The sequence below is a fragment of the Roseateles sp. YR242 genome, assembly GCF_900109745.1.
Lineage (GTDB): Bacteria > Pseudomonadota > Gammaproteobacteria > Burkholderiales > Burkholderiaceae_C > Roseateles.
Window position 1 is genome coordinate 223590 of record NZ_FOAV01000008.1, and the last position, 15479, is coordinate 239068.

Here is a 15479-nt window from a genome sequence, read left to right on the forward strand (position 1 = left end):
CCGTTTCTTAGGCGTAGACGTCCAGGTAGGCGCCCAGGGTGCTGGCTCGCGTGGTCGTCTTGCCTGGGGTTGCCTCAGCGGCCTCGGCGGTCTCTACGTCAGCCTCCAGCTTGAGTTGCGACGAACGGGCGGTGGCGGAGGTCTCCGAGGTGGCCGAAGCCGATGCAGCGGTCGACCGGGATGTGGCTTGCGCCTGAGACTTGCCGGCCGCTGGGTGCACGGCCTGGGCGGCGCTCGGCCCCCCGTTGGCCGAGGCGTCCTTCGCCCCGGCTGAGGCGCCGCCGCCTGATTGGCCGTTGGCCTTCTCCTGCGCCGCCTTCGCCTCTGCGTTCTGCAGCGACGAGATCTGCTGCATCACCATCTGGATCTGAGACTGCAGCAGCTTCTGCCGCTGCTCCTTGGCCTTGGCACTGGAGGTGGTGTCGCTAGCCGCGTCCTTCAGGTCCTTCTGCAGCTTCTTGAGCTGGCTTTGCAGGCGCGCGATCTGGGATGCGCTGCTGGAGTCCGCACTCGAGGACGAAGCGCCCTGGATGGATTTGGCAGTGCTGGAGGTGACGTTCATGGTGATGGGCTCCCTGCAACTGTTATCGACCGGTTGGCAACAAACTTGAGGCAGGGCGGCTGTCGCCCGATGGGCCGGGTAGGGTGGGCCAGTGATGGAGGTCGGTTGCCTCTCGTTGCAATGTGTCAACGAACTCCCCCTTTGGGGTTGTTCCAGCGCCATCGGAAATCAACACAATGGTGCAACGAGGGAGATCGCTGAACCCATGCGCAATGACATGGGGTGGCGGTGAGAGAAGCCGTGCGGGCCCGGGAGGGCCTGCGTGCGTGATGTCAGGTGCCGGGTGGCACATCTCCCCTTGATGAACGATGCGGCCGTTGGTCGCGCAGAAGCTGTTGGCCGTGCCGACAGCGATCAGGGAGTGAACTGATGCGCTGGTTGTTGAAAGTAGTGATGGTGATCGGTCTTCTGGGCGGGCTTTGCTCGAAAGCCTCGGCCGAAACTTATGAAGAGCAATGGTGCCTGACCAATACGCTGTATGCACACCTCAAAGACTGTTATCCGTCCTCCGATGCCTTCATCGCGGCTTACTGGGCCCTCATTTCCCCGGGTCTGAACTCCATCCAGTCTGAAGGCACCCATTGGGGGCAGAACAGGGCGACGCTGGACAACTGCGAAACGAGATGGCCGGGCCCGCCACCCGTCATCTATTGCACGATCACGCACTATTACACCTCGCACACCTATGGTACTCACGACGAAGTAGTGGAATTCACGCCCTGGACGGGGTATTTCGGGTTCACGATGATGTGTGGCGCAGCATCGGGAATGACCTACATCCCTGCCACTAGCACATGCGCCTACATCAGATACCAGGAGAAGCCCCTTTGCGCTTGCCCCGGTCAATTGACGTCGCCCGGCATCGGCAACCCTGTGACACCGCTTGACGGCGTCAAGCGTCAATCAGAACAAGTTTTCCAGTGGGGTCGGGGCCACAACCTGACCGCCAGCTACAACTATCTGCGGGAAAGTCTGGGCGATCGGATGAACCGCGCCACCCAGTCTGCGCTGGGTCCGATCTGGTTTACCAACCACCACAAATCCAGCCTTCGGTCCTCCACGCCCTCGAACGAAGGGCTGACCCTGCATCAACGGGCCAACGGCTCGTGGAAGACCTTCTACACCACGCGGGGCTACATCTTCGACACGACCGAGATTGATGGTCAGCCCAAATCCAATGCCAATGGGACAAGCCTCTGGTACTACGACATGGGAGCCGAGGCCATCGAAACCCATGCGTGGGGCGCCTTTCCCCGGGGTTACGCGACGGCTGTGGCCTACATCGACGGCCGGACGCTGACCTACACTCGGGCGAGCCTCCCCATGGGCAGCGGCGTTGTCTCCGTCCTTCAGAGCATCACGGACGATTCCGGTCGTCAGGTGGGTTTCACCTATGAGAACGACCCGCTGGAGGCGGGGTCGATGCGAATCGTCTCCGCGACCGATCCTGCTGGAAACGTCTACGGATTCCGCTACGGCGCCAAAGGGCAGCTCACCACCTTCCAGTATCCGGACCAGACAACCCGGCAATACCAGTACGAGGTGGACGGCAAACCTTGGCTGATGACCGCGTTGATAGACGAAACCGGCTCGGCCTATGGCCGCTACAGCTACGACAGTCAAGGTCGTGCGGTTACGACCCGGACGGGCACCAGCGGCGTTCAATGGTCGATCGACTGGACACAAGCACCTCAGATGAACGTCACGGAGACCTTCACCTCGGGCCAGCTATTTCGATCCTTGTCGTTCACCCAACCCTCCGTTGCTCAACTGCATGGCCCGGACGGGTATGAAGAGACGCTGTCCAGTACGCAGGTAAACGGCGTGACGCTGGTGGCCAGCCGGGTGCAGCCGGCTGGGGCGGGCTCCGCATCGGCCACGGTGCAGTACGACCGAGACTCGGAAGGCAACATCACGCGCCAGCTGGATGCCAATGGCCTCCAGTCCTGCCATGCCTTTGTGGCCAACCGTCATGCCGAATCGACCCGCGTGGACGGCCTGGCCGGTGGCACGACCTGCGGCACGGTGTTGGCTTCGAATGCAACGCTGCCCACTGGGGCTCGCAAGGTCAGCTCTCTCTGGCATCCGGTGTGGCGCAAGCAGGTGCGCACGGCCGAGCCCAACCGCATCACCACGCTGGTCTATAACGGTCAGCCCGACCCCACCAACGGCAACGCCGTCGCGAGCTGTGCGCCCTCGACAGCGCTGCTGCCCGACGGCAGCGCCATCGTGGTGCTGTGCAAGCGTGTGGAGCAGGCGACGACGGATGCGAACGGCGCCTTGGGCTTCAATGCCGTGGCCCAGCCTGGCGTTGCCGCCCGCACCTGGAGCTGGACTTATGACGCGCAAGGCCACGTGTTAACCGAGACTGATCCGCTGGACAGGACCACGACCAACACGTATTACGCCGACAGCACCGCTGATCATTGGACTGGTGACCTCAAGAGCAGCACGAACGCGGCGGGCCATGTGACCAACTATCTGCGCTATAGCGCATTGGGTCAGGTGCTGGAGGTGGTGGATGCCAATGGCCTCAGCACGGTCTATACGTATGACGTGCGCTCCCGCTTGACGTCTGTGGTGCAGGCGGATCAAACCACCAGCTACACCTACTGGCCTACAGGGCTGGTCAAGCAGGTGACGCAGCCGGATGGCAGCACTGTCAGCTACGACTACGACGATGCCCACCGCTTGGTGGCTGTGGCCGACAACCTGGGCAACCGGATCCAGTACACGCTGGACCAGCGAGGCAATCGGACCAACGAAACCGTGCAAGACCCGAACGGCACCCTCCAGCGAAGCCTGGGGCGAGTGTTTGACGCGTTGAGCCGTACACAAAAGACGATGGGTGGGGAGTGAACGAGATGAACAAGGTAATGGGGCGCGGGGAGCGCCAGCGGATGCATGGCTTGGTGGTGCACGCATCGGCGGCGCGTGCGCGCGGCACCAATGGCCTGGCGGCACTGGCCGTTGCCGCCACGGTGCTTGGGGCAGGCGCCGTCCACGCGGTGACACTGCCCCCGCCGCCGGTGTCTCCAGCACCTGTGACGGATTACGAGTACGACGCCAAGGGCAATCTCACCAAGGTGATCAAGGGCAAGGGCGTGACTGGGTTTGGTCTTACCACCCAGAACGCCTATGACCCCCTGGACCGTCTCAAGACTTCCACCAACGCCAAGAACGGCGTGACCTCGCTGGGGTACGACGGGCAGGACAACCTCAATCAGGTCACGGACCCGCGCAGCCTGGTCACTCAGTACCAGCGCACGGGGCTCGGTGATGTCACCCAGCTCAACAGCCCGGATACGGGCATTGCGAACAGCACCTACGATGCTGCCGGCAACCTGCTCACTCGCACGGACAGTCGAGGTGTCCTGGCCACCTACACGTATGACGTCCTGAATCGTCCCACGGCCGTCAGCTACACCCAGGCGGGCCAGGCCACGGTGGGCTACGGCTGGACCTATGACCAGTCCGGTGGCGAGTTTGGGTATGGCGTCGGCCGCCTGACTACCGCGACGTTCCCTGCCGGTAACACGCAGTCCGGGTATGACGCTCATGGGCGGGTGATCACCAGCGTCCAGACCGTCGGCACGGTGGCCCTGACGACGCTCTACACCTACGACGGGGCTGGGCACGTCACCAGCCTCACCTACCCATCCGGCCGCAAACTGGTGTTCACCTGGGAGGGTGGCCAACTGACGTACATCGGGCTCACACAGGCCTCCACGCCCATCACGGCGCCGCTGCTGAGCAACATCCAATGGCAGGCCTTTGGCCCGGCACGTAGTTGGCAAATGGAAATGGCCAACGGGACCCAGGCTTACGAGCGGGTGTTTGACCAGTACGGCCGGCTGGTGCGGTACCCGTTGAACAATGTGGTGCGGGACCTGACGTATGACGCGGCCAACCGCATCACCAGCTATTCCCACCTCGATGCTGCTACGGGGCTGGCAACAGCAGCCACCCAGACGCTGGGCCAAACCTTCGGATATGACGAGCTGAGCCGACTGACGACGGTCAGCACATCTGCCCAAACCTGGACCATCGGCTACGACGCCAATGGGAACCGGACGAATGTGACGTTGAACGGCACCAGCCGGGACTACACCACCGCCACGACCAGCAACCGGCTCAACCAGATCAGCAACCCGGCACGCAGCTTCAGCTATGACGCGGCGGGGAACACCACGGCGGATTCCACGCTTTACAGCGCGGCGACCTATGCCACCGACAACCGGCTGACGGCAATCACCAAGGCGGGGGTGACCACGACCTACACCTACGACGCGGGCGGACAGCGCGTCATGAAGGTTACGGGTGGAGCGCCAGGCGCCACACGGCTCTTCGTCTACGACTTGGATGGTCAACTTCTTGGCGAATACGATGCCAATGGGGCGCCGGTGCAGGAGTTCGTATGGATGGGGAACCTGCCGGTAGTGGTGATGAACGGGTCAGCGCCGGCACCCGAAATCTTCTATGTTTATGCCGATCACCTCGGTGCTCCACGGATTCTGGTGGACACCACGGGTGTTGAGCGCTGGAGGTGGATCTCGGAGCCGTTCGGATCGACTGCGGCGGATCCGGCGCCGACTGGGCTGGCGGCGATGGAATACAGGCTGCGGTTTCCCGGGCAATACTTCGACGAAGAATCTGGGCTCAATTACAATTACTACCGCGACTACGACGCCACAAGTGGGCGTTACGTTCAAAGTGACCCGATAGGTCTCGGTGGAGGCATCAACACATATGCCTACGTGGAAGGAAATCCTATTTCCTACGTCGACCCCTTTGGGTTGCAGAAGTCAGACGACATGGCGATTGCTCAGGCAATCGCGCGGGGCGATGTGGCTGAATTGCAGGCATTGGCGGAGGCCGCGAATCCTCAGCAAGCGCAATTGATTCAACGAGCATTGACGCCGGTGCGCGACTTGATTCGTGGAGCAACTAAGCGCTCCCCGTCCTACGCCTCGGAGCTTGAGGAAGAGTCGTTTGCTGAGGTATGCAAACTGGCGCGCGGTTCGGGTGATATCGCTAAGAAGGCTCAGAAGATGAAGAAGCTTGTCCAGCAGCAGGAGCGTTTGCTTGGAAAATACTAATTTTGTCTCAGCTATAAAAAAAATGCGTTCCGAGGTTGCAGAGATACGCCTCAAAGGCGATTGGTCCGCGGTTCTCGGTTTTTTCCGCGCGAATGACGGGGTTGCTCTTTCTACTGATTTATTATTGCTGAAGGCTGCTGCCATTCAGCTCGCCGATGATGCGCAAGGTTACGTATTGGAAGATGCGATGAACTTGCTAAACATGGCATTTGAACTCGCGCCCTGTAGCAGTCGCGCATTGATAGAGAAAGCGCACTTTCAATTCGCGGTTGAAGATAACGCACACGCGGCCCTTCGGACGTTTCAGGAAGCGGAATTGATGTGCAAAAGTGACTTCGTTGATTTGACATGTGGTAAGGGACGAGTGCTCAAAGAATTGCACGGCACTCAAGCTGCATTGACATACTTGTCGAATTCAGCGGTGGCGGATTCGGAGGCCGTGCAGGCTCTCGTGCGTGAAATTTCTTCGGAACAAACACTTTGACTACAGATTGGACGCTACACCCAATTTGAGCCGATTGGGCTGGCGGGCGGTATCAACACGTATGCCTATGTGGATGGGAATCCGATTCGTTTTGTCGATCCTTGGGGGCTCATCAAAATCCCAGGAATCCCTGGATCTGTAGGGGAGACTTCTGTTCACGCGAATCCGGGACTTGATGCAACCGACTTTCGGCCTGAGCACGGCCCCGATCACGTGCATCTCGGGGCCAATGACGGGCCTAGGGTACGGACCAGTGATTTCCAACCCTTTTCAGCGGACGATGCCAAAAAGATGTCGCGCCAGCAGAAGAAGTTTTGCGAAGGACTTGCTGACGCGTCCAAAGACAAAATTCGAAAAGCACAGCGGTCCATCTTCAAGAACGGGCGAGTTATCCTGCAAATACAAGCCGGCGGCACGATATCGATCGCTGCCGCGTGCCGTGCTGATCCGATGTGGTGTTCGGAACAAATAGATGCGGGTGCGCTGCCATGATGAGTAAGGCAGAGTTCTTGAAATTGATGCGCTTCCCTCAGGAGTGGGTTTCGTTCGATATGTATCCGGACGACTTGTTCCGGTGGCAGCTAGCCGGGTTCGAGCCAGGGCACGAAAGTGCCTCAGAGCATGATCGCAATGGGGCATTCCATTGGTGGCTCCGTCGCCAGCCGTCGGCGATAGAACTTGGAAAATTGATGCACCTAGCAGCGCTCGACCCCGACCCATTTCTTAGAGAAGATCTTCGGCAATACTTTCGCCGGTCAGCCGCTTTTGATGAAGAGATGGCAGCTCTGGATAGAAAATTATTTAGCTCGGCTCAATGTCCATCTTGATTCGTTCGTGGCCTTAAAGGAATAGAGAATGGTCGCGATGTGAAAATAAATACGTAAAATGCATTTGTCTGATACTGATGAGTATTGTCGCCAATGCGTTGGATTTCACATCATCACCTGTTTAAGAAGCGGTGCGCGCATGGCCAGAATGTGCCTCTAAGGAAAAGCTGGAAGAGTTGAATAAGTCTATAAAAGGGCTGCAAGAAATTCTTAAGAACTCTTGGGACTGTCGAGGTTGCAATAAATGAATACGAAGGATGCTCCGCCCACTCGAGCCATGTGGGGTGATATCGAGGCTGATCAGGATATTTTGTGGGCGTATGAAAGTTTCGGTGAGAAGTCATTCGTCCAGATTTTGCCTCGGCTTGAGAGTAACTTTCTCATCGAGGTGCAGCATTTGGCGATAATTCCGGATCTGGTTTTTTCTTACTACGCAGAATCTCTTCTATTGTTTGTATTGAATCATTGCGAGTCGGAGGATGACTTTTTGGTAAATCTCGGTGCATTTGTGGATTTTACGGACGCCAAGCTGGAAAACTCACCAGCCGTCTGGAAGGAGTTCTGGACGAATGCGATGGAACTGATGGAACGATGTGCAAACCGGCTCAGTATGGAAGTGGTTCATCAAGGCATTCGCCAAGAACTCTCCCAACGCATCAGCGCTATTTGCGTATTAATAAAAACTTGGGGTGGCGATTGGGTCCCCATGAATAATATCTCCTTATGGGGCGAGGTGCCTAAGAATTGACGATGAGGTAACGTCTGAACAGAATCCGAAAGGGTCTGGATTTCTGGGGCCAATCTCGGCCGCAACTTCTATTCGGATGGCAGCATTAGCCTGTATGGTGGCCTTACAAAAAGTGGCGGCATCAAGGACGTTGCGACAGAATTAGCGCAAGCGTCTTCGGGGCGGGCAACTCACGGTATTTGGCGGAGGACATGCATGTGGTGGAAATTAGGTAAAACATTGATTTATGCCAAGACGATTTAGCTCGACAGAAGGATGGCTAGGCTTCGCACTTGACCTTGCCAGAAAGCAGAGATGCAAAGACGCTCAGAAGGTGCTTCATAAGTTAGCCGGGCGTGAATTGACTTCAAATAACTTGCGTCTTGCGGCTCAGGTGAGTACGCGATGCGAGTTGCTGGAGCGTGCTGTGGATTGCTGGTTGGAGGTGGAGCGTCGCCATCAGATGGAACCTGGTGATTACTACATGCTTGGATCCTTGAAAATGCGACTGTCAAATTTGGATTCCGCCGCTCGATGCTTCGAGCAAGAGATTGCACTGGCACTGAAAATTGGCAAAGACTATTTCCTGGGATCGTCGGTAATGAGGCTTGCCGACCTGATGCTGAGACTCAACAATCCATCCCGTGCCAAGGAAGTCTTGGCCTTCGTGGAAGACGGAACTGGTGATTACGTCGAAGGAGCAGGGTTCCGAACGAAGGCAGCTTTGTTACGCGAGGTGGAAGAAAAGTTGACTGGTTCTAGTCTGTGAAAGAAATCGTGTGGCGGCCTACGACGGGGCCGGTCGCGTCGCCAGCCTCACCTACCCTAAGTTGGAGGTGGATCTCGGAGCCGTTCGGAACGGGTGCAGCACCGACTGGATTGGCGGCGGTGGAGCAACATTCGAAGGGGTCTCGCTTGAATTCCCCAAGGCGCCCAGCCTCAGTAAAATCCTATCGACTTGGCGGGTACACCATGTCGGGGGGTGTTTACCTGATCACCATCCCGCTAAGGAATTCTCTGCATCACTGAGGCCGTTTGTAAGCCATGCCCACCGACTTCGGCGCGGTAGGTACAAATCCAAACTGCGCATACAAATCCTGCGCCTGACCATCCGCAATGAGGCTGACGTAGCCGCTCACAGGAACATGGGCGTCAATGTATTTCCGGATCTCGCCCATGATGCGCTTGCCCAGGCCTTGGCCCTGATGGGCTTTAAGGACGGCAATGTCCACGACCTGGAAGAAGCAGCCTCCGTCTCCGATGATCCGGCCCATGCCAACGGCACGCGACTCATGAAGAATCTGAACGGCAAAGAGGGTGTTCGGCAACCCTCGCGCCGCCGCTTCCTCCGTCTTGCTGCTCAGGCCTGAGCCGACGCGTAACGCCTGGTAGGTTTCGACGGAAGGCGTTTCCAGAACGCAGGTGTAGGGGGTGGACTGACTCATGAGGTGGGAATGTATCCGGGGCGCGGCTTTCCAGCAGCGGAATGATCTGCCCCTGGTCGATCTCTTTGTCGTGGCTTTCAGTCCGGTGCTGATCCGGTGCTGCTTTGCTTGCGAAGGCCTGGAGCGTTCTAGAAATCAAGCTGTATTGAATCCGTTCTCGATTCCTACAGCTCCGACGTCCTTCACCCCTGCCTTCCCAACGCCGCCACCCAGTGCGACACCCACGGCTCCACCAGCCACCGCAGCACGATCCCCGCGCCGCCCGCCACGGCAATGCAGGCTGTGGCCAACATCAGCTTCGTAATGAGCGCCCGGTGGTGCGTCCGCATTACAAAGCTCAAGCTGAAAGCCAGGCTGGTCAACGAAGCCAGCCACGCGCCGTTGCCGGCAATCTCCGGGCTGATCGCACCCTGCGTGGCCATGCTGGCCGCAGCCGCCACCGCACTCGCGCTGGAGAGCAAACCGCCCACCACGGTCACCAGATAGAAGCCCGCGTCGCCAAACTGCCGCTGCATCAGCCGTCCCACCACATGCAGTGCCAGGAACAGCAACCCGTAGCGCAACGCCACCGGCAAGGAGAAGGGCAGCTCCAGCTTGATGTCCGTCGGCTCGCTGCGCACGCTGCGCCGGTGGACCAAGCTGATCACCACAAACCCGAGCGCGGCCAGCACCATCAGCCCAAACGCCCCGGCCGCATTCACGAACACCAGCGGGGAGAGCACCAGCAGCAAGGTGCCGTTGCGGATCAGCATGGCCGCCGTGGCCACCAGCACCGCGCGGTAGGCCGTCTCCGCAAAGCGGCCCTCGGAGCTCCGCACGCGGTTGGCCATCTCGATGACCGTGAAATTGCTGTTCACCAACCCGCCGAAGAAGGCCGACAACTCCGACCCGCGTGACCCATACAACTTCCAGAGGATGTAGTTCACGAAGCCGATGCTGGCGATGAGGATCACCGTGACCCAGGCGGCACGGGGCTCGATCAACCCCCAAGGCCCCACAGCCCCCGGCGGCAAGGCCGGATAGATGACGATGGCCAGGATGGCCAGCAGCAGCGCGGAGCGCACTTCGCCTTCGGTCAGGCCCATGGAGATGCCGGACAGCCGCTCCTTCCAGGCCAGCAGCGCCGTGGTGCTGACCATCACCGCCGCCGGAGTGACCGTGTGGCCCAGGCCGCACAGTACTCCCGCGAGGCAGGTCACCAGCATCGCGGCGGAGGTGGTGAGCTCCGGGCCATGCCCGTTGCGCATGGTGTGCACGTTCAGCGGCACCGCCAGCCCGGCCGCCATCACCAGGCTCAGCATGGCGAAGTGCTCGCCCAGGCAGCCCCCCAAGGCGCCCAGCAACGCAATGAAGCCAAATGTGCGCAGGCCCGCTTCCTTGCCCCGTCGCTCTCGCTCAAGGCCCAGCAGCAGCCCCAGGGACAAGGCCAGCGCCAGGCGCAGCAGGATTTCGGAATACGGCCACTGCGCGGTGGGCAGCTCGGTGACATTGGTCCACATTGCTGGAAAGGTTAGCTCATTGGCGCCATGGGGCAAAGCGGCAAGCCCGTTTTCCGCATGAGCTAACGCGTGCGTCGCGCAAGGGGGAAGCGCTATGGACTCTTAGACTGGCCGCCCCTTGATGACCCCGGCTGAATGTTGGGCTACCTCCGCCATGTGGCAATCCTTTCGCGCGTCGGGCTTTGTGGCCATCGTCCTCCTGGGGCTCTTGTCCACAGCCGCCCACGCCAAGGCCAGCGCCGATGTGCAGGCCGCCCAGCAGCCCGACCAGATCATTCTGGACAACGGCCTGCTGCGGGCCGTCGTTTCCACACGTCTGGGCCAGATCGTCTCCTTGCGCAAGCGAGACGGCGGTCATGACGAGGAACTGGTGGCCCAGGGCCAGTCGCTGTATTGGGATGCCAACGGCGAGACGGTGCCCGCCGCAGAGGGCGCGCCCAAGAGCGGCTACTTCCGCCCTGAAGAGCGGGAAGGGCGGGCAAGGCTGGTGCGGGCCACGCCCGAACTGGCTGAGGTGGCGGCCCGCTTTGAACCGACGCCGTTCTTCCCGTTCTCGGGGGAATACCACTACGTGATGCGCCGGGGCCTGAGCGGCGTTTATGCCTACGTGGTGCTGCGCCATGGCGCTGACCAACCGGCCGCACGGCTCTACCAGACCCGCTTTGTCCTGCGCACCGCCGCGGACGACCGCGTCTTCAACCAGTGGACCCTGTCGCCCGACCTGCTGGTGCCCATCCCCCGCGCCAACGTCGTTAATACGCTCACCGACGCCACCTTTCTGCTTGCCGATGGCAGCGTCAAAACCAAATACCTCAACTCGGTCTACTGGGATCAGGTGCCCGTTTACGGCACGCTGGGCGTCTTTCCGTCGTACGCCCGTGGCGTCTGGATGATCGAGCCCTCGGGGGACTATCACAACGGCGGCCCCATCCGGCAGGGCCAGACAGTGCATGACGACGTGTTGCTGCGGGTGCTTCAGGACGTGCATTTCGGCGCCTCCCCGGTGGCCTTGGCCTCCGGGGAGGCTTGGGCCAAGGTGTATGGCCCTTTCCTGGTGTATGCCAATGAGGGGCCGGACGTGGCGGCGCTTTGGGCGGACGCCCACCGCCAACTCAACGAGGAACGCAAGGCGTGGCCCTATGACTTCGTCCGGGTGGCTGAATTCGCGAGCATCCGTGGTCAGGTTTCCGGCACAGTGACGCTGAACGGCAAGCCGCCCGTTGGCGCGCGAGTCATCCTGTCGGACCCGGATGCTTCCGTAGACTGGACCGCACAGAACCGCGCCTACAGCTACTGGGCCGAGGTGGGCCCCGACGGGTGTTTCCATCTCGACAAGGTCGCGCCCGGCCGCTACACGCTGTATGTGGACGGCGCAGACCAGCCGTCCAACCTGCGCCATGAAGGCGTCGAGGTACGGGCGGGCCGTGATACCAAGGTCGGCACCTTGCATTGGACGCCGGAGACGCTGGGCCAGGTGCTCTGGCAACTGGGCCGGTTCGACCGGACCGCCGCCGAGTTCCGCAACGGCCGCGACGCCCGGGACTATCAGATGGTGCTGCGCTACGCCCAGCAGTTCCCCTACGACGTCGACCTCACCATCGGGCAGGGCGATCCCGCGCAAGACTGGAACTACGCCCACTGGTCCTGGTACGTCGCCCAGCCGCAGTGGCATCTGCGTTTTGCCGCCAAGGCACAGGCGGGCAGGGCGGCGCTCACCATCGGCGTGGCCTCAGCGCAACCTGCGCATGGCCCGCTGACACAGGTGCAGGTGGCCCTCAACGGGCATCCACTGGGGCGCATCGAGTTGCCCAAGACGGGGACCGCCGGTTATCGCGGCGGCACGCAGGATTCGCCGTACCACGTCCTTCGCTTCCCGTTCGACGCGGCCTGGATCAAGGACGGGCTCAACGACCTGACGCTGGAACACCTGGACGCCGAGCGATTCCCGGCGCTGGGCGATGCCGCCCACCCCGTGTTGAAACGAAACCCGGGGCAGGTGATGTATGACGCGCTGCGTCTGGAAGTCGAGCAATGAAGGAACCTCTGAGGGCTCGTCAAGGTGACGCGGGCAGTTCCCCCGCTGCCGTCGCCAGCAAACCGATCGCTGCCAGCCCCCATTGCGCCGCTGCATTGGTCGACATCGCCGGCCATTCCTCCAGGGGCTCCAGCACCGCCGGTGTTTCCACCCGGCGGCGTGCAAAGTCCTTGTCCCGCAGCCCGGCCCGGCCTTCGAAGAACTGACGCCAGGCGCGCTGGCGCATGGCCGGGTCAGCCCGTAGCCGGCCCGCGTAGCCCAGCAATTTGGCATGGCCCTGACCCAGATTCAGCGCGCCCAGCGAGCGTCCCAGGGCGCGTGCCTGGGTGTCGGCATCGGCGTTGTAGAGCACGCAGTAATCCAGCCAGGCGCGCTGGAACGGCTCGGAAGGAATGCTGCGGATCAGCTCGCTGCACACCTCCGCCAGCCCGAAGGCGGCACTGAGGTGCGAGACGGCGACTGCATCGCTCTGGCTGATCTGGAAGGCGCCGGTGCGCAGATCCATCAGCCCGGTGCCGGTGAAGAAGCCTCGGGGCTGCGCAGCAATCGACGCCATGCTGGTCAGCAAACGGTCCCGGTACACCGTGTTCCCCGTGCGTTCCCATTCGGTCAGCCAGGCGGCGGCCACGGCGCCCCAGTCCGTACCGAAAGCCACCGCCGCCAGGTGGTGGGCGTTCGGGCCCGTGGGCGCCGCCTGTCCCACCTTGCGGCCGGCAATCACCTGCTGCAGCCGGTTGACCGCGTCCGCCTGCTCATGGAGCAGGTCACCCGTGCGCTCGTCGGTGGCGAGGTAATAGAAGAAGCGCCGGTTGATGGCCGTGGAGACGCGCAGTTGCTTGGCGCTGTCGCCCCAGTGCCGCACGTTGTGCCGCGAGCCCAGCGGGCTGAACGGGCCGGCGTGATGCACATCCACCTCGCCACAGTGCCGGCTCATTGCCTCGGCCATGCGGAAGGCGTCCGCGCGGCCGCTGTGCAGGAAGTAGTGCCACAGCCAGATTTCGGTGCTGAGTTCGGAGTTGTCCCAGGCGAAACCTCCCACGTCGTAGCGCCAGACATGACGCTGCGTGTCGTAGGTGTGCATCACATCGCCATAGTCCCAAAAGCCGTACCAGCGGCGCGTTTCCACCTCCTGGCGGTAGAAATCGAAGAGGTCGGCGAGCCGCTTCTCCAGTGCCGCCACGGGCGCTTCGGTGGCTGGATCGGGTGAACCGGGCTCGGCCGACCACAAGGTGCTGAAGGCCTCACCCGCCTGATACCGCTGCGGGGTCGTGACGAGCTGCGGCGGCGCCTGGATGCGGCGCGCAATGCCCACCAGCGCTTCTGCCGAAGGCGTGGCCGCGCAGAACTGCAACTCCAGCTCGCTGCTGCGCGCCACGCCGTAGGGGCGCTCGAACCCCGGCTCGTAGTCCTCGTAGGTGATGTCCAGGCCTTTGAGCTGCTGGTCGTGGCTGTCCTGGCCCAGGCCGTCGTGATAGCTGCGCATGTCCATGCCCGGCGCGTCCGGTGCCCACAACCAGAGGGTGAGCTGCGCCTGGTCGGTCGTGGCTGCCCTGATGTCCAACTGCGCGGGGTAGCTCTGCCAGAAATTGCGCAGGCCGAAGGCAATGCCTCCAGCAGCGGTGCCCAGATAGGCGGTGCCCGCGGCACGATGGCCAGTCGCCGCACGCAGCCATCCCGCAGGTGCGGCGGTGCGTTTGGTGATGCTGAAGCCGTCTGGATGGGACTGCAGCAGCGAATAGTCGCCAAACGCGGGGATGTAGTCCAGCCCTTGCGCTGTGCGGGCAGGGATGGCGGGCAGCGGCTGGCCGGCGCGCTGGGCGCTGGTCACGGCTTCGCCGGGATCGCGCCGCAGGCCGGTCAGGCCCCGCACCGATTCGGCAAACACGCCGCCGTTGGCCCCCACAAAGCGCACGTGGCGCTCCTGGGCCGGGCCCGCCAGCGGCACATCGAAGCGCACGCCCAGGCCTCGCAAGGTCTCCTGGCGCTCGTCCAGGTCGTAGATGAAGCTGTGGACGATGCGCACGGCATCCGACTGCCGATAGAAATACAGGCGCAGCACAAAGGGCAGGGCGTCCCGCCCGTCTTCACGACGATGGCTGCCATCGATGCGCACCAACACCCGCGCGGGCCCCGCCTGCTCGACACGGGCCTGGCTCACCACCGTGTGGTAATGATGCCGGGTGGTGTTGGTGGTCTCGCTGTCGTCGACCGGCACGTCAGAGAGGGCCACCAGCCTGCCGTTGACCGCCCGGGCAAGGCCTGGCCCTTCGATGGTGTCGAAGAGCGCGCCACCGCTGCGAGGGATGGTGCAGCGGAGCTTTCCGGTGTTGATGATCAACGCGTCGCGGGTCTCGCGAACCAGGCTGGTGGCCGGACCGGGTGGGGAACCTTGGGTCGTGATGGCCAGCGGGCCTTCGGGCAGGCCACTGTCGTCCGGCGCCAGCGCATGGGCGGTCCACTTCAGCGAGCCGTCCGGCCAGTGGGCCAGCGGCCAGGACTGGAGCACCGGCGGACTGGCGGAATTCCCCGCGCCGCGTTCTGCCGCGATCCCCAACTGGGCCAGATGCCGGTCTCGCAGCTGCCCTTGCGGCCACGGCAGGCCAAAGCTGGTGCCGCGGAAACTGGCGGGCGGGGCGCCCTCCAGCCAGGCCAAGGGCGTAGCACCGACGGGGGCGGCCGATGAAGCGGTCGGCGTTGACCGCCCCGGCTGGGGCGCTTGGCCCCAGCCCTTCACAGTGGCGGAAGAAAGCGCCAGCCAGGCCGGCGCTTGCAGCAGGGTACGGCGGGAGACTGGCATGGCG

At 62.0% G+C, this 15479-nt stretch carries 11 protein-coding genes; 7 read left to right on the forward strand and 4 right to left on the reverse strand.

Features of this window, described 5'->3' with window-relative positions; translation table 11 throughout:
• Window positions 1-7: 7 nt before the first annotated feature.
• On the reverse strand, window positions 8-562 hold the full coding sequence (locus BMY53_RS16455; protein WP_177200915.1) for a FlxA-like family protein: 555 nt from the start codon (window positions 560-562) through the stop codon (window positions 8-10).
• Window positions 563-1546: 984 nt separating this feature from the next.
• Between BMY53_RS16455 and BMY53_RS16460 the strand changes: the two genes are divergently transcribed.
• From BMY53_RS16460 to BMY53_RS16490, 6 genes are all read left to right on the forward strand, one after another.
• Window positions 1547-3421 (forward strand): RHS repeat protein, encoded by a 1875-nt coding sequence (locus BMY53_RS16460; RefSeq protein ID WP_177200916.1) that lies wholly within the window; start codon window positions 1547-1549, stop codon window positions 3419-3421.
• Between the two features lie 5 nt (window positions 3422-3426).
• Window positions 3427-5661, forward strand: a complete 2235-nt coding sequence (locus tag BMY53_RS16465; protein WP_255370246.1) for an RHS repeat-associated core domain-containing protein — start codon at window positions 3427-3429, stop codon at window positions 5659-5661.
• Window positions 5648-6145, forward strand: a complete 498-nt coding sequence (locus BMY53_RS16470) for a cell division protein ZapD (protein ID WP_143074104.1) — start codon at window positions 5648-5650, stop codon at window positions 6143-6145. Before BMY53_RS16465 ends, BMY53_RS16470 begins: the two co-directional genes overlap by 14 nt.
• Before the next feature lie 51 nt (window positions 6146-6196).
• Window positions 6197-6637, forward strand: coding sequence for a hypothetical protein (locus BMY53_RS16475; protein WP_404947884.1), 441 nt, complete (start codon window positions 6197-6199; stop codon window positions 6635-6637).
• Between the two features lie 579 nt (window positions 6638-7216).
• The gene (locus BMY53_RS16485) at window positions 7217-7720 is read left to right on the forward strand and encodes a hypothetical protein (protein WP_143074105.1); all 504 of its coding nucleotides are present in this window, start codon (window positions 7217-7219) and stop codon (window positions 7718-7720) included.
• 226 nt (window positions 7721-7946) lie between these two features.
• Window positions 7947-8468: a hypothetical protein gene (locus BMY53_RS16490; protein WP_143074106.1), complete on the forward strand. Its 522-nt coding sequence runs from the start codon at window positions 7947-7949 to the stop codon at window positions 8466-8468.
• Window positions 8469-8721: 253 nt separating this feature from the next.
• Here the strand turns inward: BMY53_RS16490 and BMY53_RS16495 are convergent, their stop codons facing one another.
• Window positions 8722-9144 (reverse strand): GNAT family N-acetyltransferase, encoded by a 423-nt coding sequence (locus BMY53_RS16495; RefSeq protein WP_092947583.1) that lies wholly within the window; start codon window positions 9142-9144, stop codon window positions 8722-8724.
• A 182-nt stretch (window positions 9145-9326) separates the two neighbouring features.
• Window positions 9327-10643 carry an MgtC/SapB family protein gene (locus BMY53_RS16500; RefSeq protein ID WP_092947584.1) on the reverse strand — a complete coding sequence of 439 codons (1317 nt, stop codon included), beginning with the start codon at window positions 10641-10643 and terminating at the stop codon, window positions 9327-9329.
• A 154-nt stretch (window positions 10644-10797) separates the two neighbouring features.
• On the opposite strand from BMY53_RS16500, the gene BMY53_RS16505 reads away from it, so the two are divergent.
• On the forward strand, window positions 10798-12678 hold the full coding sequence (locus BMY53_RS16505; RefSeq protein WP_092947585.1) for a polysaccharide lyase family protein: 1881 nt from the start codon (window positions 10798-10800) through the stop codon (window positions 12676-12678).
• 19 nt (window positions 12679-12697) lie between these two features.
• Here the strand turns inward: BMY53_RS16505 and BMY53_RS16510 are convergent, their stop codons facing one another.
• Window positions 12698-15475 carry an exo-rhamnogalacturonan lyase family protein gene (locus BMY53_RS16510; protein ID WP_177200917.1) on the reverse strand — a complete coding sequence of 926 codons (2778 nt, stop codon included), beginning with the start codon at window positions 15473-15475 and terminating at the stop codon, window positions 12698-12700.
• Window positions 15476-15479: the final 4 nt, after the last annotated feature.

Bases quoted from the DNA above. Each gene is read 5' to 3' on its own strand.
- BMY53_RS16465 (WP_255370246.1), top strand. From the start codon at position 3,427: ATGAACAAGGTAATGGGGCGCGGGGAGCGCCAGCGGATGCATGGCTTG.
- BMY53_RS16490 (WP_143074106.1), top strand. From the start codon at position 7,947: ATGCCAAGACGATTTAGCTCGACAGAAGGATGGCTAGGCTTCGCACTT.
- BMY53_RS16485 (WP_143074105.1), top strand. From the start codon at position 7,217: ATGAATACGAAGGATGCTCCGCCCACTCGAGCCATGTGGGGTGATATC.
- BMY53_RS16505 (WP_092947585.1), top strand. From the start codon at position 10,798: ATGTGGCAATCCTTTCGCGCGTCGGGCTTTGTGGCCATCGTCCTCCTG.
- BMY53_RS16495 (WP_092947583.1), bottom strand. From the start codon at position 9,144: ATGAGTCAGTCCACCCCCTACACCTGCGTTCTGGAAACGCCTTCCGTC.
- BMY53_RS16510 (WP_177200917.1), bottom strand. From the start codon at position 15,475: ATGCCAGTCTCCCGCCGTACCCTGCTGCAAGCGCCGGCCTGGCTGGCG.
- BMY53_RS16500 (WP_092947584.1), bottom strand. From the start codon at position 10,643: ATGTGGACCAATGTCACCGAGCTGCCCACCGCGCAGTGGCCGTATTCC.
- BMY53_RS16460 (WP_177200916.1), top strand. From the start codon at position 1,547: ATGAACCGCGCCACCCAGTCTGCGCTGGGTCCGATCTGGTTTACCAAC.
- BMY53_RS16455 (WP_177200915.1), bottom strand. From the start codon at position 562: ATGAACGTCACCTCCAGCACTGCCAAATCCATCCAGGGCGCTTCGTCC.